Genomic DNA, 19982 nt, shown 5'->3' on the forward strand with positions numbered 1-19982 from the left:
CCTTTATCTCAACCATCATTTTTAACATCCCATTTTAGAACATTGGCATAACTTTCTTCATCACCAACTACAACTACATTGCCAGGTGTATTGTGAATTACATCGGCCCAGGAATTTCCAAATCGGATATCATCATCATCGGATCCGTATGGCCTAATATTTTCACTGGGGTAAAGAATATTTAACAACGTAGCATACGCTTGAACTGCGTTTAGCCATGCGGCGGCGCCCACTCCTGGGGTTTCAGGATCTTCAATTCTCAGTTCTGTGTATTTTTGAAGATTGTCTCTAAGTGGAGATGAAATCCGGATTAGGAATTTTTTCAGCGTGTGGGAAGGGCCATTTGAACTGTCAAATGCAGGGGGGAATTTTTTATCAGCAATGGCTTTTCTTATTTCGGCTTTACTAATTTCTCCATTGCCATTGGTGTCAAGTTCTGGGAAAAATTTGTAAAGTGCTGTATAAATTTCCTCTTCACTACTTCCTGATGCATTAGTCAAACTTACGATCATGGGAGGAGTAGCTCCGGAGTTTTCTTGCTCAAATTCTGCCTGGGCAGCATCGGTATCAGCAATAGCTTGTGATTCTTCACCAGATGGGGTGTGATAATCTGATTCTTCAATCTTAAAACCACCAGGGCTTTGCACGAAAATGCTATAGTATGCGCCTGCAAATTCAAAAATTCTTGCCTCACTTGATTCATCAATTTCGCTGGCTGCAGCTCCATTTCCTTGCACAAGGTTGTCTGGTGCAGTATTGATTTGTTCAGCTCTATTAGGATAAATTTGTTTTAACAATTCAACTAACCTGTCACGCATCGTTGCCAAAAGACCAGGATCGCTTCTTCGATTACCCTCTGCACTTCTCAATCGGTCAGAGGCAAGTTTGAAATCGGGATCGATGGCTTCTAAAAATTTTAGCCACTCTCTTGTAGGCGGCATGGGAGGATTTTGAAGTTGTTCAAGTGTAATGCCATTGGCTTCTGCGGCTTCAATAATTTTTTCTTCTGTAAGATCCGGGTTATTTGTCTTTAAGAAATTGAGAAGGTTGGTAACAGCCGCAGGATATTCCACTTCACCGGACTCACCTGCAAATTTGATGATAGGATCATTCCAAATAGGAAGATTTGGGTGCATTTTTTGATCTTGTTCAAAACCAAGGACGACGCTTTTAACAACCGATGGTTTTACTTTATAATACTCAACCCTTGTTTCACCCTTGGCATTTTTCCCTACAACAGCGATGATATACCAGTTATCGCTTTTTGAAACGACCACCATATTTGAAAAACTTTCCTTGATGATGGTTACGTTCTTTGCGGTAATTTCATGAACATTGACATCGTCATCGAAATTCGGGTGGAGAGTCACATCTTCTTCTCGATCATAAATCGCGTATCCATTATCATCGATGCGAGTTGGGGTTGCGTCACCAGGATAAGCTGGGGCAACTTCTTCTTCCTCCATCACTTTCCCATGATAGTTGAAAGCAATGGCGTTTTCTTCCTCGCCAATTTTTTGGATAGCTTCTAATTTATCGTCCGTTAAATTCACAAATTGGTCTTTGGTAACATAATGCCAATTGATAACTTGGCCACCCTCGGTGCCGGTATTTCTTTTGATAACGTAGATTTCTTTCTTATGACCATCGGCATAGGTAATGGTATGTTTAATGGCCGCTTTGCCGTTGTAGGTACTATCTTCCACTTCAATCGAGGCAGAAGGGGGAACATTAACAAAATTGACTTCTAATCCATAAATAACATCAGTGCCGGGGCCAGCTCCCTCGACAACGTAATCAAGTTTACCAGCTTCAAAGTGATTCACTAAAGCATCGTCTTCACCCTCGCTGCGAGTTGGGGTATTTGGATTAACCGCTTCGGCAATGGTTTCTTCATTAAAATCTTTGACGGTAATTGGATTAGCTATATCGCCGGTTTGGGTGACTGAGCGTTCACTGCGTACGGCATGCACATTAATTTCAGTTTCGCTATCCATCACATAAAAAACTTTGCTCTGCCCCGTGGAAGCACTCGTGACCGTAATAATTGTGGTGGGTTCACCCGTTAAAGGATCCACCCCTGCGGTGATGGTGGTCTTTGCATCGGCATAGTTAATATAAAGATCCAACTTATCGCCCCATACATAAGTTGCATAATTGTTGCTGGGGTCAGGGAAGCGAACGCTGAGTTGGTTTTCACCCTGATTAGCTATATAATTGTTGGCCGGCCCTGACATGAGGCCATTGGGGTCAGGGGGTAGGCCGTTGGGATTTTGATAGCTAGGTTGATAATTTTGATCGGGTACAGCCCCCTGTGCACTACTTGCAGCTTGTAATTGTTCAGAGGTCCATTTAATCCATTCATCGAGTTGTTGAATTTCATCGGGGTTGGCTTGTTGACGGTAAACCAGGGCTTCTTCTAGCCATGCCTTCCAGGCTTGGATTTGTTCGGGGGTAGCGGGGGCGGAAGAGCTTGGTTCTCCCGAGGCACGGTTATAAGCGCCGTAGCCAGCAGCGCCCTCGGTTTGGGTTCTATTATAAGCGGTTGTGGAACTTACCATAGACATATAAAATCCTTCTGTTCATGGAAGTTATCGATGCCATTAGGTTTTGAAGTTGCATATTAGGTAAATATTTATTCAATTAATATGATCCTAATGTATTTTTATTAAACAATAGTGACATTTCATTGAACAATGTTAAAAAAGATTCCTCATTGACGTAATCTTAAAAAAGATATAATCTTACCAGTAAGATTAGGAGGTGTTATGGAATCCATTGCTACAACCAGACTTTCATCAAAGGGCCAAGTTGTTATTCCCGAAATCATACGGAATCAACTCGGATTGAAAGAAGGGGCTCAATTTGTTGTTTTAGGTCAGAAAGATGTTGTTATCTTAAAGGCCATTACTCCCCCGTCGGATCAAGATTTTGAAGAATTGATCTCGGCGGCGCGTGGGCAGGCACGGTCGGCCCATCTCCACAAGAAAGACGTGATCCAGGCTATCAAAAAGGTTCGAAAATCTTAATGCGGGTTATTCTTGACACAAATGTTTTAATTTCAGGGATCTTTTGGGGGCGTGTTGAAACACGTCATTCCCGCGGAGGCGGGAATCCAGAAGTATTTGAAATTACTGGATCCCTGCTTTCGCAGGGATGACAGGAAGTTCACTTTTCAACATTCCCAAAGAACTTCTCAAGGTTTCTGGATATAAGGGTGCGAAGATTATTCGACCCAAGGATTTTTTACTTTTGACCTCATTTTAATTTAGGCTTTATTCTTAATCTCGGTTTCGAGGGCTTGGAGGGTGTCGGCTAATTGGTCGATATGAAACTCTAGTTCAACCAGTAGGCTTTCATCTTTTACTTGAAGTTCACCCCGGCGATTTTTATCATAAAGTTCCTGCATTTCGCCCAGGGTATTGCGCAGGGTTTCAACCGTAAAAGTATCGATAGGGCCAGTGGTTAAGGGGGTCTCGGTATCAATAGGATGAGTGGGCTTAGGTTTGGCCGCATTGTCATTACCCGACTTGATCCCCCGATCAGGTCGGGGGACGTAATCTATTTTATGAATAGTGCTCATAAATAAACCTTTACCCCCTCGTTATCGGAAAAAGTGATTATTGCTGTTGTGTGCACCCTGTGTTAAGGAAAAAAACCTTTATGAATGCCTATTTTCGTGACAGCATTTTACAAACCAAGGCCTACACCCTCAAGAAATATCGCCACAAAATCAAACTCAATCAAAATGAATTCCCTTTAGACCTTAGCCCGGCATTAAAAAAGAAGGTCTTGGCCGCCTTAAAAAAACTACCCCTTAATCGCTACCCAGAATATGAGCCCTTTGCTTTGAAAAATAAATTGGCGAAGCGCCTCAAAATTGCTCCTGAGCAATTATTGATCACCAACGGTTCTAATGTGTTGGTGCAAGCGTTGGTGGCGGCTTGCGCCTTTCGTGGCAAGGTTATGGTGGTTGAACCTACTTTTTCAGTCTACGAGATCGAAGCAAAATTGTTTGAGAACCAAGTGATTAAAGTGCCACTTTCTAAGTGCGATTTTAGCTTAGATGAAACTGAATTTTTATCAAAGCTTGAAGCCGAAAAACCCAATTTAGTTTTTTTGGCCAACCCCAATGCCCCTACGGGTAACCCTTTTACTCAAGAATTTTTATTTAAAGTTTTGCAATCCGCCCCCGGGTTAGTTGTGATCGATGAAGCCTATGCTGAATTTTCAGGGGAAACATTACTGCCTTGGGTTAAACAATATCCTAACCTTGTCATCTTGCGAACGTTTAGTAAGGCCTGCGGCTTAGGTGGGGTGCGTGTGGGTTATTTAGTGGCCCAAGAATCCATCACTAGCCAAGTGGTTAAAGTGCTGATGCCTTATTGTTTAAGCGGTATTAGCGCCTGTATTGCTGAAATAGCCTTAGATTATCCTGGGCTCGTCAAACAAAACATCCGTGAAATTACCCAAGAAAGAAAACGCGTCTTTGCGGCCATGCAACAAATCCCTTCGGTAAAAGTTTTTCCTTCACAAACTAATTTTCTTCTTTTCAAGGTGAATGACGCACCTGGCACCTTTGCCAAGTTAGTCAAAAAAGGCATCCTCATTCGAGAAATTTCCAGTGATACATTAAGTCATTGCCTTCGGGTAAGCATCGGAACCAAGCAAGAAAATGATCAATTTATTAAGATATTAAAGCAGGCTATTTAATTGAAATCTTGGGTGACTTTAGTATGAATTGCGGCTTTCATCACCCATTTGGCCACGGTGGTGTGAACGTCTTGATCGAGCACGTCGGGGATTACGTCGCCTTCGGGGGTGACGCTCACTAGGGCTTCTGCGGCGGCAATAAGCATTTCTTGATTAATCGTAAAAGCTTTGGCCTCGAGTGCACCTTTAAAAATTCCCGGATAGCCTAATAAATTATTGACCCGGCTACCATCACTGGCAAAAGCAGCCCCCGCCTTCATGGCATCTTCAATGGTAATTTCGGGTTCAGGGTTTGAAAGTGAAAAAATAATCGAACCTTTTTTGATCATACTAGGTTTGATAAGGCCAGCCCGGCCTGTGGTTGCCATCACCACATCACATTCATTCATAATGACATTTAAGCTTGAAGAAACCCCGCCTTGGCTTTCAAAACGTTGGACGGCGGTTTCGCCTAAATCAGTGCCTAAAACGGTATTACCGCTATACTTCATAATGAGACTCGACATGGCCTGGCCTGCTGCCCCCAATCCGATCTGCCCAACTTTTAATTTTTTCAAATCATGGTTCATAATTTTACATGTGCTGATGAGGGCTGCCAAAACAACCACCGCGGTGCCGTGTTGATCATCGTGCATCACAGGAATCGGCAGTGATTTTTTCAAACGCTCTTCAATCGTAAAACAATGGGGTGCACTAATATCTTCTAATTGAATGGCTGAAAAAGTCGGCGCAATGGTTTCAACGGTGCTGATAAAGGTTTCAACATCGCGGGTATTTAAAAGAATGGGAATCATGTTGTAGCCCGTGAATTGTTTGAAGAGCGCAGCCTTGCCTTCCATCACGGGCATGGCAGCCACAGCGCCAATATTGCCCAAACCCAACACTCGACTACCGTTGGTGATTAAAGCGACATTTTTACCGATTGAGGTATAAGTTTGTGCGTTTTTAGGTTCCTGAAAAATCAAATTACAAACACTGGCCACCCCTGGGGTGTAAATCTTGCGTAAATCTTCAATCGATTTTACTTCGGCCCGGCTGTGGATTTCAATCTTACCACCGCGATGAGTCTCTAGCACATCATCAATGACGGCTTCGAGTTCGACGTTTTGCAATTTGCGAACCGCTTGGACGATGGTATTTAAGTGATCTTCGTTGTCAATTAAGATACTTATGTCACGAAAGTTAAAGAGTTCGCCGAACTTTACTGTCTTAATATCCCCAATATCAGCACCTAAAGCACTCATGGTGCTAATGAGGGCAGCCAAAACTCCAATGTTTTTTTTATTTTTACAACGCAAGGTGCGGATGATTTTGCGCTTAGTGGACATAAGAACGTAAGTCTTCTGTCATTTGCCAAAGAATTAGTCAATTTGATAGTTGCGCTTTTGTTTTTTTCTTGAGTACAATAAACCTTCTTATGCATAAAAATGGTATGGAGATTGAGCGGTTTTTAGAAGTTCGTGGTTCTGGCTATGAACGGGGGCTTCAGCAGGGTAAATTTTATGCCATTCAAATGAATCGCTTAGTAGAAACCATTCGCGAGGTTTTCAGCCTTAAATCAGCGCTTTATGCCTATTTGCCTAAAGGGTTTTATCGAATTTCTCTCCGTAATTATGGGAAAAAATATTTTTCTTATCATGAAAAGTTACTGCGTGATTTTGAAGGAGACAATTTAGTCGAACACCTGCAAGGCTTGGCCGATGGCTTTGGCCAAGACAAATTTTTAATTTATGGGGTCAATGCCGTTGAAATTTTGGCGAGCAAGATCCCTTTTAGTTTAGGCTGTTCATCGCTGGCTTTTTCTTCTGATATAACCACCGATGGTCATATTAAAACCGGTTATAATCACGATTTCCCCGCTGCCTTTGGCAAATTTATTTTTTTAAAACGCAATTTACCCGATCATGGCTATCCATCATTGGTGATGGGTTATCCGCCCATTCTAGGCTGCATTGGTGGCATTAACCAAGCAGGTTTAGCCATTACCCTCAATCATGCTTATGCCACCGATATTAAAATAGGTACTGCTTTGCCCATTACTTTGCTTATTCAAGAATGCTTAAACCGCAGCCAAGATGTGCCCGAGGCCATTCATTTGATCGAAAAAACTCCAGTGCCCAATGGTTCTATTGTGACCCTTATTGACAAAAAAGGTAATCGAGCCGCAGCCGAAATTTCTTGTACTCGCAAGCGTTATCGTTCTGCCAGCAGCCCTATTTTGCGCAGTTTTAATAAATATCTTGATGCTGACATGGAATGTTGTGAAATTCCCTTGAACGCACGGGGCAAACAAATGATGCGCGGTTTAGGGGTGCACGATCACAACATCGGCCGTGAAAATCGTTACCAACAGATTATTGATTATCAAAAAAAATATTCTGATCAAGACATCCGTAGTTTATTGGCCGATCATAATGGGGGTAAGGGCAGCGAACGTAGTATTTGCCGCCATCATTCGGCCACAGGTGACACCTTATGTTCGGCAATTCTAGACCCCATTGCACAAGAAATTAAAATTATCTTCGGATTTCCTTGCCAGCCTGGAGAGTATCAGACTTTTCGTCTATAATGTCATATATGGACCCGACCGGGCTCCCTGTCATTGCGAGCGAGCCCCGTTGGCGAGCGTGGCAATCTCACCGGTTAAACAGAGGGGATTGCTTCACCCCCAAGGGGTTCGCAATGACAGAAGTCATCATGACATAAAAAATTCTTTTACTATCTCCGCAATACCCTCTGGATCATCCAAATGGAAATGATGCGAGCCATTGATTTTTTGGGCCGTTAATTTTTTGATCCAATGTTTGCGGCGATTCAAAGTTTGTTGGTAATAAAGTTCAGCCTGGTTGGAATATAAAAAGAGAGTAGGGCATTGAATTTCATGCAACACGGCTTTGACATGGTTTTCGGTTAAACGCACAGGCGAGGGTAGGGTTAGCTGTGGATCGTAACGCCAGTAATAACCTTGCGGTGATTTTACCACGCCTCGGTTGGCCAAGCATTGTGCGCTCGCGAAGTTAAGTTCACCTTTTTCCATGCGATGCTTTGCGGCATCTTCTAAATCTTTAAAAAATTTTCGGTTGTTTCGAGTTTGGTGAAGCTTGGCTAAATGGGTTTTAAGTGTTTTTGGTAATTCTTCAGGTTCGTTTGTCATGGGCCCCAACCCGTCTAATAATAATAATTTTTTGATTTTATCGGGGAAAAGGCCAGGTAAAAAAACTGCAATTGAGGCGCCTAAAGAATGACCGACTAAATAAAATTCTTTCCAACGAAAATGGTGAATCACTTCCCACAAGTCAGCAACCCAATCGATGAAATGATAAATATTACCAGCAGGCTTAAAACCCGACTTGCCATGGCCAGGCAAATCAAGGGCGAGCCAATGAAACTCAGGCAATAATTTTGCCAATGGCAAAAAAGAATGGGCGTTATCTAGCCAACCATGAATGGCTAGAATAGGGATGCCTTTTGGTTTCCCCCAAGAACATCCACGAGTTAATCCATTTTTCAATCGGACTTTAAAATCAGGCATGGGAGAAAATCCCTAACATAAATTACCCACGCAACCAAGCATAGTTGTCGGTCGATAACAGTGGGAGCGGGGGGCCAAAGCGAAAAAGGTTGAGGTGACCCGTGAAAAACATTTTATCAATTTTTTGTTTATTAGCTTTAACTATAAGTTTTGCGGGTTGTGGCTGTGGCCTTGATTTTGGAACCCCCGCCCCTTTTAATATCAAACACTATTTGGCAGTTCCCAATCAAGAGGTTGTGGTTTATTCCACACAACGATATAATGCAGAACAAGACGCGCCGGCTTTGTTTAAAACCTCTTTTACTAATGGTAAAACTGAAAAATTAGCCGAAGGAGAAATCGTTGATTTTATTGTAACGGCCTCCGGTGAGTATGTTTATTTTTTTACGACGCTTTCATCAGCGAGTGCTACGGGGAGCGAATTATATCGAAAAAGTTTGGTGAGCCAAGATCCCGTAGAAACAATTCATATTCTCGACGCAAATGGGCAACCTATCCTTTTTTACACAAACAACTTTCTCCATATTAATTATTTGCTAACAGCCGATGCGATGGTGATACGAGATGGTAGCATAGTTTATTTTACTGTGGTTGATGATCATGTGGATGACTTTACTTTCTACAAGATAGGCAGCTTTATTCATGAAGAGATGTTTGTTAATTCTCAGGCAGAAGAACTTTATTGGCTAAAAGATTCCAACCAATTATATAAAACATCCTTTCAAAATTTTGTACCGCAGTTAGTGAAACAGTTACCCGAGAGTGCTTCGAATTATGGCTTGAATAAACAAAGTAACCTTCTAGTTTATGAAAACCTTGATCGCCAGGCCTTGTTTTCTATTCATTTACAAACCGGCCAGATCCAGAAGATCTTCGATGTAAGTACCTTAGGCGATGATTTTGAATTAATCGATCATTGGGAGGTGAACCCTGAGTTAGACTTAGTAGCCGCAAGTGTAGTTGGCCAAAAGAAGGGGATCGTGCTCATTAATTTAAACAATAATGCTAAAAATATTTTTACCCTCAATAGCATTGATGGATCTAATGAGTATCTTTTTCTTGAGCATAGCTCGGACGGAGAGTTTCTCTTTGTTTTTGAAGGGGATTTAACTGCCAAACAGTTAAGTGACCTTCAATCGGATCCTGATTTGGTAGAAACCACCCACGTTCAGTTACATGTCTTTTATGATCTAACGACACCAAACCCTAAAAAGTTTTCTACCTCTGATTTGGGGGAGGAACCCTCCGTGTCTAGTTCTCGTTTGGCCTTTGATCTTGCCCAAAACAAGGCCTACTATGCCATTTATCAAGATCTCTTCCAGTTAGATTTAATTGGTTTTAGTCAAAATAGCATTTTTCATCGAAGTGCAGGGGTGCATTCGGTAAAATTAGCGGGCGACCATCTTTTGGCGAATACGAGCGATGGGGCTTTTCTATCCAGTGGTGAAATATTATTTGCCATCGACATTGATAGTCAAACGAGTTTCCAAATCACCGCTGATTGAAGGATGCCTCAATTTCAAAATAAGCTTCGAAAAAAACATTTCCTTAGAGATAATTTTTTAAATTCATTCTTGAACAGTCCGCAATTTTTAGAGTGTACTCATCATGAGACTGCCAGGGGTTAATTTTTTGGCCATATTGGAAATAGTGGTTCTGGAGAGGAAAGTGCAAATTCAGCTCGAAATTTCGGATTAAAAAAGAACTTGATAGTGAAAATAGTATACACAATTCCTATACAAGTTAAGGCAATGATAAAACTAGCTACAATATGTGCATAATAACCCCACATCCGACGTTTGGCCAACCCTATACTTCCAAATAAGAAAGAAATTCCCATTAAAAAAGAGGGAATAATAATGATCGACAAGGTTATTATGCCGGCTAATTTTTGATCAGGCCGTACTTCTTCGGTAAAGGGTACAATCAACGCCATTAGCGTGCAAAGTAGTAACGGCAAGGCAAAAAGGAAATCAATAACGGTGAATACTTTGAAATAAGCACGATAATTAGATGTCATAAGTCATCTCCTCGCAGAAGCAAGAGCAATGGGGTGGCTAACGGGGCTCGAACCCGCGACAGCTGGAATCACAATCCAGAGCTCTACCAACTGAGCTATAGCCACCATTTTACAGAGGGTGGGATATGTGGCGATTTTCCTGAAAAGTCAAGAGTTGAAGATTGCTAGTCAAGATCACAGAAATTTATGGTAACTAACGCCCAAGGCCTTTCCAAGTTTCTTGGCAACTGCAGGCCCAATAGGACGTTTGCCATGGATCATTTTTGAAATATCAGCTTGGGATATACCTGTTTTTTGAGCAAGTCTTTTTTGAGTCAAGGATTGACCCGTTATATAAGCCATGAGAGCACTGCGGGGAGAGCCGATAAGTGGGTCTTCCCTTTTAATCTTTTCAAGTAACGGTTCGATAGGCTTAACATCTTCCACGGCCATCCGAAGAGATTCTTCAATTTTTTTCTTTACCAAGCGTGATATATGAAAAGTTGGAATTACTTTAATGTTTCCCTTTTCTGTTGAAATGTAAATGGTCATAAATACTCCTATTTATAGGCATTTTCTCGGGTAGTTACTTCAACAATTTCAATCAGCAATGATTTTGAAAAAACCGAGTAAATCATACGATGCCGAATATCGAGCCTTAAACTCATCATGTCTTTATAATTCCCCTGAAGTTCTTTAGTATGCCAGCCATAAGGTCGTGGCCCCTGTTCAATCAGATCAGAGATAGCTTCAGCAAAAGCTCTTCGTACCGATGGCCTCATCTTGAAAACAGCCTTTTCTATCTGTTTTGTGTTACGGTATCGAACTGTCCAAGACATGATGGACTATATGGCATTTATGCCATATAGTCAAGAGCTAAACCATTTAAAATAATATTACTTAGCAGTTGTATTTTCATGCAGATACCCCTTGTCTACCACGATTGATGCTGATAAAGCCGAGAGACTCAAAGGGCTGTTCAAATTGGATAGCCCGTGGTGGAAAGGGCGAATGGTGGAACTGGTAGACACGCAGGACTTAGAATCCTGTGGGGTGACCCGTGAGAGTTCAAGTCTCTCTTCGCCCACCAACGCTTTTCCAAAACCGGCGATCTACGTCGTTGGCTGGCTTCGTTGCTCCTCGACGTACTAAAAGTACGCCTGCGTCGCACTCAGCCAGCCGCCTCGTATCTCATCCGGTTTTGAAAAAGCTTCGCATCTAAAATATAGGAGTCATTCGTGAAAGTTGAGATTCAAAAAGTTAACGATATTAAAAAGAAGTTATCGATCGAAGTTCCCTACGATCATTATACCCAAGAGGTCGATAAGGCTTACGAAGATTTAAATAAAAAAGTTTCTATTAAAGGCTTTCGTAAGGGCAAAGCACCTTTGTCAATTTTGAAAAAAGAATATGCTGGGCGCGTTGAACGCGATGTCATTTCAAAGCTTCTCGAAGACTCTTACGCTAAAGCCATTCAAGAACACCAAGTGTTGGCGGTGTCTTATCCTCAATTTACTGATTTAAAATTAGAAGAGGGTAAACCCTTGAGTTTTGCGGCCGAAGTTGAGGTCCAACCCGAAGTTCAAGCTAAGGGTTATGAAGGTATAGCCCTTACCAAATCAGAGCTTCAAGTAGTCCGTGAAGAGATTGAAAAAGAAATCGAACATTTGCGAAATGCCATTGCGACTCTAGTGCCGGTTGCCGAAGGCATTGCGGCTACGAAGGGTGATTTTTTGACTATCGATTACAAAGGTTCAATAGCAGGTGAATATCCTTCTGATCTCAGCGCTGCCAATTCTACCATAGAATTGGGGCTGGGTTATTATTTAGCCGATTTTGAAAATGGTTTATTAGAAATTAAAAAAGGTGAAACCAAAACCATAGATGTCAATTTCCCGGCCGATTATGCCAATGCCAATTATGCAGGTAAAAAAGCCCAATTTGAAATTACGGTTAAAGAACACAAAAGAAAAGAATTGCCTGCCCTAGATGATGAACTGGCTAAAGATGTGGGACCCTTTCAAAGTTTAAAGGAGTTAGAAGAAGATATTCAAAAGAAAATCCACGAGGCCAAAACCAAACAACAGAATTCTGAATTGTTTAATCAGGCCATGGAATATCTTTTACAAAAGAACGTATTTGAAATTCCCGAAGCCATGGTGGCGCGAGAGATCGATTATATGTATCGTTCAGCCGTGCGCGATTTAGAGAGCCGAAAACTAACCCCTGAGCAAGTGGGTTTAACCCCTGAGCAATTTAAAGATAAAAATAAAGAAGTGGCGACCAAAAGAATCCGTGGTTTTTTAATTTTAGATTCCATTGCTAAACAGCAAAAAATAGAAATCTCTCAAGAAGAATTGAATCAACGTTTAGAAACCATAGCCAAGCAATACAACCAACCCACTGAAGCTGTAAAAAAATATTATTTAGAAAACAATTTGCTCAATGCCTTAATTAATCAGATAATAGGCGAAAAAGTCTTTGACTATCTCTTGGCTAAAGCTGAGGTTAAAGAAAAAAGTATGGATCGCAATGAATGAATGGATGCCGGATCAAGTCCGGCATGACGGTGTTACGTCATCCCGGACTCCGATCCGGGATCCATATATGACAATTAATGATGAGGGCTGTCAATTATGTCCGTTTTAATTCCTATTGTTGTTGAACAAACCCATCGCGGGGAACGTTCTTATGATATTTATTCTCGTTTGCTAAAAGACCGGGTGGTGCTTTTGGGTTCGGCCATTAATGATGATGTGGCAAATCTTATTATTGCCCAATTACTTTTTTTAGAATCCGAAGATCCCGACAAAGATATTTTTCTTTATGTCAATTCACCCGGTGGTTCTATTACCGCAGGGCTAGCCATTTACGACACCATTCAATATATCAAGGCAGATGTTTCGACTATTTGTATTGGGCAAGCTGCATCGATGGGGGCCGTGCTATTAGCCGCTGGGGCTCAGAAAAAACGCTTTGCCTTACCTCACTCCCGAATCATGATCCATCAACCTTTGGGAGGCGCGCAAGGGCAAGCGGCTGACATTGCTATTCAAGCTAAAGAAATTACTCGGCTGCAAGCGCTGATTAATAATATTTTTGTTAAGCACACCAAACAGCCTTTAAAGAAAATCGAGGTCGACAGCGATCGCGATTTTTTTATGAGTGCAGAAGAAGCTAGAGAATATCGCATCATCGATGAAGTAGTGATATATCGTTCCAAAGATAAAAGTAAAAAGCCTCCTGAAACGAAGTAACGCAAAGCAGCAAATTCCTTACAAACATTAAGGTTTCTTGACAGTTTCTTTAAAAGTAGAGATACTGAAACTAAGCTTAAGGAGGTTCAAGAGGTATGGCAAAGAATTATTTGGACGATCCAACCAATCTAAGTTGTTCCTTCTGTGGAAAGTCACAGCGCGAAGTTAAAAAGCTCATTGCGGGCCCGGCTGTCTATATTTGCGATGAGTGTATTGAACTTTGTAATGACATTATTGCCGAAGAAGCCAACAAACAAACTTTACTAAAAACCCGTTCAGGGATTCCCAAACCAGCTGAAATTAAAAAAATGCTCGATGAATATGTGATTGGGCAAGAGCGTGCCAAAAAAGTTTTGTCGGTGGCGGTGCACAACCATTATAAACGTATCGAGAGTAAAATCCCTGGCGATGTTGAGTTGCAAAAAAGCAATATTCTACTCATTGGCCCTACTGGGTCGGGTAAAACCTTATTGGCTCAAACCTTAGCCAAGATCATTAATGTCCCTTTCACCATTGCCGATGCAACCACTTTGACCGAAGCAGGTTATGTGGGTGAAGATGTCGAAAATATTATTCTCAATCTTTTACAAGCCTCTGATTATGATAAGGCTAGGGCAGAGCGTGGCATCGTTTACATCGACGAGATCGATAAAATTTCTAGAAAAAGTGAAAACCCTTCTATTACCCGCGACGTGTCAGGTGAGGGGGTACAACAGGCCCTATTGAAAATCATTGAGGGCACCGTTGCCAGCTTGCCACCCAAAGGTGGAAGAAAGCATCCTCAACAAGAATATATTCAAATTGATACCACCAATATTCTTTTCATTTGTGGGGGCGCTTTTGTAGGCCTCGATGATATTATTGTGCGTCGTTTGGGTGAAAAAACGTTGGGATTTGGCGCCGATATCAAGTCAAAGCAAGAGCGCAATTTTGGTGAGCTTATGGGTGAGATTCAGCCGGAGGATTTATTGCGCTTTGGTTTAATCCCAGAATTTATTGGGCGCTTACCCATTGTCGCCACTTTAAGCGAATTAAACGAAGAAGCCTTGGTTGACATCTTGACAAAACCAAAAAACGCCTTAGTTAAGCAATATCAACGGTTGTTTGATTTTGAAAAGGTCAAACTTCGTTTTACCGATGGGGCGTTACGGTTGGTTGCTAAAGAAGCTTTAAAGAGGAAGTCAGGGGCCCGGGGCCTGCGTAGTATCCTTGAGAATGTGATGCTTGATATCATGTATGAATTGCCTTCACAAAGTAGCATTCGAGAAGTTGTGGTTAACGAAGACTGTTTTACCAAACATGAACAGCCTTTAGTCGTTTATGAGAAAAAGGTAGAATCCGCTTAAAGGAACCCATGGAAATTAACAACAAATTAGTACCTTTATTGCCTTTGCGCGACATCATTATCTTTCCCCACATGGTAGTGCCACTGTTTGTGGGTCGAGAAAAATCGATCAATGCCCTTGAAGATGCGATGAATTCTGAAAAAGACGTTTTGCTCGTTGCGCAAATGAACGCCAAGACCAACGATCCCAAACAAGAAGATGTTTATAAAATAGGTACCTTGGGCACGATTATACAAATGTTGCGTTTGCCCGATGGCACGGTGAAGGTGTTGGTAGAGGGCAAGAAACGAGCGCGAGTTTTGCGTTATGTCGAAAACACAGAGTTTTTCCTGGTTGAAGTCGAAGAAATTTATGAAAACAATGATGTAACCATTGAAGTTGAGGCTTTAATCCGTTCAGTTAAATCAACCTTTGAAACTTACGTTAAACTCAATAAACGTATTCCCCCTGAAATGTTGGTTTCGGTTTCTGCGATTGAAGAGCCGGCGAGGCTTGCCGATACCATTGTTTCTCATCTAACTTTGAAACTACCTGATAAACAGAAAATTTTAGAAATTGAATCACCCGCTGAACGGCTGGAACGTTTGTATGAACTCATGCAGGGTGAAATTGAAATTCTTCAAGTCGAAAAGAAGATTCGCACCCGCGTTAAAAAGCAAATGGAGAAAACGCAAAAAGAATATTACCTCAACGAACAAATGCAAGCCATTCAAAAAGAGTTGGGTGAACGCGATGAGTTTAAAAGTGAGATCCAAGAACTCGAAGAAAAATTAAAAAAGAAAAAATTTTCGGCAGAGGCGACCGCTAAAGTTAAAAAAGAAATTAAAAAACTTAAAATGATGTCACCCATGTCGGCTGAAGCCACCGTGGTGCGTAATTATATTGATTGGATCATGAGCTTGCCGTGGCAAGAGTTTTCTGAGGATCGCATTGATATCAAAGAAGCACAAAAAGTTTTAGACGAAGATCACTACGGGCTTAACAAGGTCAAAGAAAGAATTTTAGAATATTTAGCGGTGCGTGGGTTGGTTGATAAAATGAAAGGCCCTATCCTTTGTTTTGTGGGCCCTCCCGGGGTTGGTAAAACTTCTTTGGCTCGTAGTATTGCCCGCGCCACAGGGCGTAAGTTTGTGCGTTGTTCTTTGGGTGGGGTGCGCGATGAGGCAGAGATCCGTGGTCATCGTCGAACCTACATTGGCGCACTTCCGGGTAAAGTCATTCAAAGCATGAAAAAGGCAGGGACCAGCAACCCCGTCTTTTTGTTGGATGAAGTCGATAAGATGAGCATGGATTTTAGAGGAGACCCTTCGAGTGCCTTGTTAGAGGTATTAGACCCCGAACAAAATAATTGTTTTAACGATCATTACATGGATTTAGATTATGACCTTTCCAAGGTGATGTTTATTACCACAGCCAATGGTTTGCATAATATTCCTCTCCCGTTGCGCGATCGAATGGAAGTTATTCACATCCCAGGTTATACTGAAGAAGAAAAAGTCAATATTGCCCAAAAATATTTAATTAAAAAACAGGTTCAAGAGCATGGCCTAACCGAAGTTAACATTGAGTTTCCTGTAACCAGTCTCTACAATATCATTCGTCATTATACCAAAGAATCAGGGGTGCGAAACCTGGAACGGGAGATTGCTACGGTTTGTCGTAAGACGGCTCGTTATGTGGTGGAAGAGGGGAAAGACAAAAAAATTCGTGTCACCCCTGGCGTAGTGAATAAATATTTGGGCATCCCGAAATTTAAAGTGGGTCGAGCCGAAGAAAGCAACGAAGTGGGTATTGCCACCGGGCTTGCCTGGACAGAGCTGGGTGGAGATTTATTGAGTATCGAAGTGACCATCATGCCAGGTAAGGGCAAATTGATTGTTACCGGAAAACTGGGCGATGTCATGCAAGAATCGGCGCAAGCGGCCATGAGCTGGGTGCGATCAAAGTCACTTGTCTTTGGGCTCGATAAAGATTGTTATCAAAAGATTGACTTGCATATCCATGTGCCGGAGGGGGCCATTCCTAAAGATGGGCCTTCAGCGGGTATTACCATGGCTACGGCGATTACTTCGGCATTGTTAAAGATCCCCATCAATAAAGATGTTGCGATGACTGGTGAAATTACCTTGCGGGGCAAGGTGCTGCCCATTGGGGGGCTTAAAGAAAAAATGTTGGCCGCCCATCGTGGAGGTATCAAAATGGTTATTATTCCCAAAGAGAATAAAAAAGATTTACAAGAAATCCCCAAACGAATTTTAAAAGAAGTTCAAGTTATTCCTGTTGATGAAATGGATGAGGTGTTGACTAAGGCCTTAGTTTTGGACCCAGCCGAAGGCAGAAAGATATTTAAAGACATTCTAGAGGCAGACCCTTTACAAGAATTGCTTTATCCTAAAACAGAAATAGGCGGGTTGAGTATTTCAGATAAGCCCGAGGTTAAGCAGCCACCCATTCTGACACATCACTGAGGTGTCTTAGCCTAGCTCGCGTGAAGCGGGTCTAATTCTCTTTAATTGTTTAAATATACTTAAATAATAATAAATAAATTCATATAGTTAATTATCATAAACATATTTATGGTTGATTATACATTTATGACAGGCTAAGCTTTAGCCATGGAATTAGATGCCATCACAAAAACGGAATTTGGTTCTGAGAAAATACGGGGTATACTCGCCCAAACTTTCTTTAATCTCACACAAAAGTGGCAATTGAAAAGAGAAGAAGAGGCCCAACTCTTGGGATGGAATTACAAAGAAAAAAGAACCACGCTGGATAGCCTACGAAACGGAAATACAATTCTTGATAATGATCGTGACAAACTGGAGAGAATCGTTGATTTAGTCAACATTCATAAATCCCTTCGAATCCTTTTCCCACACAATCTAGATGCGGTTTATGAGTGGGTCACAGTGAAACGAGAACGTTTCGGCGGATATTCTGCGCTTGAGGTGATGCTCGAAGATGGAAAAGAAGGAATCCATGCCATCCGATTCTACCTCGATTATGAAAGAACCCGTTAAACTTACTTCTTACCAGGGTAATGTTTTTCGTAATATTGCTGGCCTTGATCCAAGCCTGGAACTTACCAATGACATCGCGCCTTCTCAAACAGCGCAGGAAGTCTTAAAGAAATTTTACTACGATGATCCTCAAATGGTTGCCGTTCAATCTCCTATCGAAAGGATTTTGCAAAGATCTATTTGTCAAATGATCCAAGAGGAAATTTCTAAGAAGTTTAAACCTGGAAATTGGTATGCCTCGCGTTTTTCGAATGGAAGCTGGGGAGTGCTTTATACAGCAGAATCAGAAGTCACGGCTTTAAAAGAGGCTCTTTATCACGCCAAAAATCATTTTTATAAAGAAGAGCTAGAAAGAAATGGTTTTTTAGAAATTACCCGCAGGGTGATACATTTATATGCACAATCGAAATATTGTGGAGATTTGATCCGTCATAAGGTTCTCAATCATCGCAAACTCGTTTCCAAAGATTCTTCTGGATATCCTTATTGTCAAAAACTGGCCGAACATTTTCATTCAAAAGGAGCACAGATATTAAGAGCACCATCGGCACGGGATGAAAAAGGCTTTGGGGTTCCTATTTTTAATAAAGAGGCCATCCAAAAAGATTTTGGTCATCTAAAATATGTAAAATGTGAACTAAAGAAAAACAGTGTGAAAGTATTTCCAGAAGGAGAAACTTACAAACTAGATTAAGCACGTGTGACAAACGCTTACTCATAAGAGATTCCCAAATTGCTTGACGGTTTGATTTTCCTACTGCTACTAACAAGTTCTCTGTATAGGCTACAGATTGCGAGGATTATGTGGCGAGAGAAGGAAGATGAGCAAAAAGCCCGCAGGCGTACCCGGGGTACGTCGAGGACTTTTTGCGAAATCTGACGCACTCGCAGCCCATAAGCCGAAGCAAGCTGTAGCCTATACAGAGGACTTGTTAGTAAGTGAGCGGGGTTTTAATAAGCCATTAGGGCACTTAGCTCAGTTGGAAGAGCATCGGCTTTACAAGCCGGGGGTCGTAGGTTCGAGCCCTACAGTGCCCACAGGTATTTTGGGCTTCTGCGGACCTACAGCTAGCTCGGATAATTTTCCGTATACGCTTCGCAGTTTGCCACCAGCCACTGGCTGGTGTTTGCCTGCTACATAGATTCGAGCCCCGTTAATCACTTCATCCTAAAAACGGCAGTTGAAATCGCTTCTCTGTCATTGCGAGCCCAGTAGGGCGAAGCAATCTCAATTGGCCCAAGTGAGATTGCTTCACCCTGCTGGTGCAGGGTTCGCAATGACAAATCGTGCATTATTTCAGAAGAATACGCTTCGCAGTTTGCCACCAGCCACTGGCTGGTGTTTGCCTGCTACGCGGGTTCGAGCCCTACAGTGCCCACAAATAAGGATCAATTGGTAGTTTTCGAATCAGAGGTTCAACTAGACCTTTAGGGCATTCTCTGTTATATTGCTTTTGTGAGTAAAACATTAAAATTAACCGCAGTCGTAGAGTATGAAAAGGGTGGTTATGTGGCTCTGTGCCCGGAGCTAGATATTGCAAGTCAAGGGGACACCATTGAAGAGGCACGTAAGAACTTAACTGAAGCCATAGAGCTTTTTTTTGAAACGGCCAGGCCTTTAGAAATTACGAATCGTCTTCATTCCTAAATTTACGTTACTTCACTCGAGGTAAGTGTTGGTTAAACTTGCGGATGGAGCCACTATTACTGTTCCTGTTCCCAATCATCGAGAACTAAAAGTAGGGACGCTTCGATCCATTATCCGTCAAGCAGGGCTTTCCAAACGTTTATTCGAAAAGTAAAAATAGTAATTTTATATTAATGGATGATTAAATTTACCCTTGGAAATTAAAATTATTTATTATAGGTGCTGTAAGCTTTTGTTGAATGGAGACGTAGTTCAGCTTGGTTAGAACGCCTGCCTGTCACGCAGGAGGTCGCGGGTTCGAACCCCGTCGTCTCCGCAATCGTATGGTGGTTTTGCGAGCTTACAGCAAGCTCGGATAATTTCCCGTATACGCTTCGCAGTTTGCCACCAGCCACTGGCTGGTGTTTGCCTGCTACATAGATTCGAGCCCCGTTAATCACTTCATTGCTTTTGCTTCTGCGAAC

General features: G+C 41.9%; 19 protein-coding genes and 4 tRNA genes. 15 read left to right on the forward strand and 8 right to left on the reverse strand.

Going from position 1 to position 19982, the window contains the following annotated elements:
* Positions 1-8: 8 nt before the first annotated feature.
* Positions 9-2567 carry a hypothetical protein gene (locus HYU97_03575; GenBank protein MBI2335826.1) on the reverse strand — a complete coding sequence of 853 codons (2559 nt, stop codon included), beginning with the start codon at positions 2565-2567 and terminating at the stop codon, positions 9-11.
* Positions 2568-2768: 201 nt separating this feature from the next.
* Between HYU97_03575 and HYU97_03580 the strand changes: the two genes are divergently transcribed.
* On the forward strand, positions 2769-3029 hold the full coding sequence (locus HYU97_03580) for an AbrB/MazE/SpoVT family DNA-binding domain-containing protein (GenBank protein MBI2335827.1): 261 nt from the start codon (positions 2769-2771) through the stop codon (positions 3027-3029).
* 239 nt (positions 3030-3268) lie between these two features.
* On the opposite strand, the gene HYU97_03585 is transcribed toward HYU97_03580, so the two are convergent.
* Complete coding sequence (locus HYU97_03585) at positions 3269-3583, reverse strand: hypothetical protein (protein ID MBI2335828.1); 315 nt, start codon at positions 3581-3583, stop codon at positions 3269-3271.
* 80 nt (positions 3584-3663) lie between these two features.
* On the opposite strand from HYU97_03585, the gene hisC reads away from it, so the two are divergent.
* Positions 3664-4713, forward strand: a complete 1050-nt coding sequence (gene hisC, locus HYU97_03590) for a histidinol-phosphate transaminase (protein MBI2335829.1) — start codon at positions 3664-3666, stop codon at positions 4711-4713.
* Here hisC and HYU97_03595 read toward each other — a convergent pair.
* Complete coding sequence (locus HYU97_03595) at positions 4710-6041, reverse strand: NAD-dependent malic enzyme (protein ID MBI2335830.1); 1332 nt, start codon at positions 6039-6041, stop codon at positions 4710-4712. The genes hisC and HYU97_03595 overlap by 4 nt on opposite strands.
* An 89-nt stretch (positions 6042-6130) precedes the next feature.
* Here HYU97_03595 and HYU97_03600 point away from each other — a divergent pair, with 89 nt between their 5' ends.
* Positions 6131-7282 carry a hypothetical protein gene (locus HYU97_03600; protein ID MBI2335831.1) on the forward strand — a complete coding sequence of 384 codons (1152 nt, stop codon included), beginning with the start codon at positions 6131-6133 and terminating at the stop codon, positions 7280-7282.
* Positions 7283-7408: 126 nt separating this feature from the next.
* Here HYU97_03600 and HYU97_03605 read toward each other — a convergent pair whose 3' ends face one another.
* Positions 7409-8245, reverse strand: coding sequence for an alpha/beta hydrolase (locus tag HYU97_03605; GenBank protein MBI2335832.1), 837 nt, complete (start codon positions 8243-8245; stop codon positions 7409-7411).
* 101 nt (positions 8246-8346) lie between these two features.
* Between HYU97_03605 and HYU97_03610 the strand changes: the two genes are divergently transcribed.
* A complete protein-coding gene (locus tag HYU97_03610; GenBank protein MBI2335833.1) occupies positions 8347-9750 on the forward strand; it encodes a hypothetical protein in 1404 nt (467 codons plus the stop codon).
* A 119-nt stretch (positions 9751-9869) separates the two neighbouring features.
* Here HYU97_03610 and HYU97_03615 read toward each other — a convergent pair whose 3' ends face one another.
* From HYU97_03615 to HYU97_03630, 4 genes are all read right to left on the reverse strand, one after another.
* Positions 9870-10265 (reverse strand): hypothetical protein, encoded by a 396-nt coding sequence (locus HYU97_03615; GenBank protein MBI2335834.1) that lies wholly within the window; start codon positions 10263-10265, stop codon positions 9870-9872.
* Between the two features lie 29 nt (positions 10266-10294).
* Positions 10295-10370, reverse strand: a tRNA-His gene (locus HYU97_03620).
* Positions 10371-10439: 69 nt separating this feature from the next.
* Entirely contained in the window at positions 10440-10796 is a 357-nt protein-coding gene (locus HYU97_03625) for a helix-turn-helix transcriptional regulator (protein MBI2335835.1), read from the reverse strand.
* An 8-nt stretch (positions 10797-10804) separates the two neighbouring features.
* On the reverse strand, positions 10805-11083 hold the full coding sequence (locus HYU97_03630) for a hypothetical protein (GenBank protein ID MBI2335836.1): 279 nt from the start codon (positions 11081-11083) through the stop codon (positions 10805-10807).
* Positions 11084-11249: 166 nt separating this feature from the next.
* Between HYU97_03630 and HYU97_03635 the strand changes: the two genes are divergently transcribed.
* The 11 genes from HYU97_03635 (at position 11250) to HYU97_03685 (ending at position 19834) form a co-directional block, all read left to right on the forward strand.
* Positions 11250-11334: transfer RNA gene (locus HYU97_03635), tRNA-Leu, on the forward strand.
* A gap of 148 nt (positions 11335-11482) precedes the next feature.
* Positions 11483-12784 carry a trigger factor gene (gene tig / locus HYU97_03640; protein MBI2335837.1) on the forward strand — a complete coding sequence of 434 codons (1302 nt, stop codon included), beginning with the start codon at positions 11483-11485 and terminating at the stop codon, positions 12782-12784.
* A 96-nt stretch (positions 12785-12880) separates the two neighbouring features.
* Positions 12881-13501, forward strand: a complete 621-nt coding sequence (clpP, locus tag HYU97_03645) for an ATP-dependent Clp endopeptidase proteolytic subunit ClpP (GenBank protein ID MBI2335838.1) — start codon at positions 12881-12883, stop codon at positions 13499-13501.
* Positions 13502-13596: 95 nt separating this feature from the next.
* The gene (gene clpX / locus HYU97_03650; protein ID MBI2335839.1) at positions 13597-14847 is read left to right on the forward strand and encodes an ATP-dependent Clp protease ATP-binding subunit ClpX; all 1251 of its coding nucleotides are present in this window, start codon (positions 13597-13599) and stop codon (positions 14845-14847) included.
* An 8-nt stretch (positions 14848-14855) separates the two neighbouring features.
* Complete coding sequence (gene lon / locus HYU97_03655; protein ID MBI2335840.1) at positions 14856-17315, forward strand: endopeptidase La; 2460 nt, start codon at positions 14856-14858, stop codon at positions 17313-17315.
* Between the two features lie 147 nt (positions 17316-17462).
* The gene (locus HYU97_03660; protein ID MBI2335841.1) at positions 17463-17870 is read left to right on the forward strand and encodes a hypothetical protein; all 408 of its coding nucleotides are present in this window, start codon (positions 17463-17465) and stop codon (positions 17868-17870) included.
* Positions 17854-18564 carry an RES family NAD+ phosphorylase gene (locus tag HYU97_03665; protein ID MBI2335842.1) on the forward strand — a complete coding sequence of 237 codons (711 nt, stop codon included), beginning with the start codon at positions 17854-17856 and terminating at the stop codon, positions 18562-18564. Before HYU97_03660 ends, HYU97_03665 begins: the two co-directional genes overlap by 17 nt.
* Before the next feature lie 271 nt (positions 18565-18835).
* Positions 18836-18908, forward strand: a tRNA-Val gene (locus HYU97_03670).
* A gap of 418 nt (positions 18909-19326) precedes the next feature.
* A complete protein-coding gene (locus HYU97_03675) occupies positions 19327-19518 on the forward strand; it encodes a type II toxin-antitoxin system HicB family antitoxin (GenBank protein ID MBI2335843.1) in 192 nt (63 codons plus the stop codon).
* Positions 19519-19543: 25 nt separating this feature from the next.
* On the forward strand, positions 19544-19672 hold the full coding sequence (locus HYU97_03680; GenBank protein ID MBI2335844.1) for a type II toxin-antitoxin system HicA family toxin: 129 nt from the start codon (positions 19544-19546) through the stop codon (positions 19670-19672).
* A gap of 87 nt (positions 19673-19759) precedes the next feature.
* Positions 19760-19834 (forward strand) — tRNA-Asp (locus HYU97_03685).
* Positions 19835-19982: the final 148 nt, after the last annotated feature.

Source organism: Deltaproteobacteria bacterium (assembly GCA_016183235.1).
Classification (GTDB): domain Bacteria; phylum UBA10199; class UBA10199; order DSSB01; family JACPFA01; genus JACPFA01.

Coding starts and splice junctions, on each gene's coding strand:
- clpX (MBI2335839.1), top strand. CDS start 13,597: ATGGCAAAGAATTATTTGGACGATCCAACCAATCTAAGTTGTTCCTTC.
- HYU97_03625 (MBI2335835.1), bottom strand. CDS start 10,796: ATGACCATTTACATTTCAACAGAAAAGGGAAACATTAAAGTAATTCCA.
- HYU97_03630 (MBI2335836.1), bottom strand. CDS start 11,083: ATGTCTTGGACAGTTCGATACCGTAACACAAAACAGATAGAAAAGGCT.
- HYU97_03665 (MBI2335842.1), top strand. CDS start 17,854: ATGAAAGAACCCGTTAAACTTACTTCTTACCAGGGTAATGTTTTTCGT.
- clpP (MBI2335838.1), top strand. CDS start 12,881: ATGTCCGTTTTAATTCCTATTGTTGTTGAACAAACCCATCGCGGGGAA.
- HYU97_03575 (MBI2335826.1), bottom strand. CDS start 2,567: ATGTCTATGGTAAGTTCCACAACCGCTTATAATAGAACCCAAACCGAG.
- hisC (MBI2335829.1), top strand. CDS start 3,664: ATGAATGCCTATTTTCGTGACAGCATTTTACAAACCAAGGCCTACACC.
- HYU97_03585 (MBI2335828.1), bottom strand. CDS start 3,583: ATGAGCACTATTCATAAAATAGATTACGTCCCCCGACCTGATCGGGGG.
- HYU97_03660 (MBI2335841.1), top strand. CDS start 17,463: ATGGAATTAGATGCCATCACAAAAACGGAATTTGGTTCTGAGAAAATA.
- lon (MBI2335840.1), top strand. CDS start 14,856: ATGGAAATTAACAACAAATTAGTACCTTTATTGCCTTTGCGCGACATC.
- HYU97_03595 (MBI2335830.1), bottom strand. CDS start 6,041: ATGTCCACTAAGCGCAAAATCATCCGCACCTTGCGTTGTAAAAATAAA.
- HYU97_03615 (MBI2335834.1), bottom strand. CDS start 10,265: ATGACATCTAATTATCGTGCTTATTTCAAAGTATTCACCGTTATTGAT.
- HYU97_03605 (MBI2335832.1), bottom strand. CDS start 8,245: ATGCCTGATTTTAAAGTCCGATTGAAAAATGGATTAACTCGTGGATGT.
- HYU97_03600 (MBI2335831.1), top strand. CDS start 6,131: ATGCATAAAAATGGTATGGAGATTGAGCGGTTTTTAGAAGTTCGTGGT.
- HYU97_03580 (MBI2335827.1), top strand. CDS start 2,769: ATGGAATCCATTGCTACAACCAGACTTTCATCAAAGGGCCAAGTTGTT.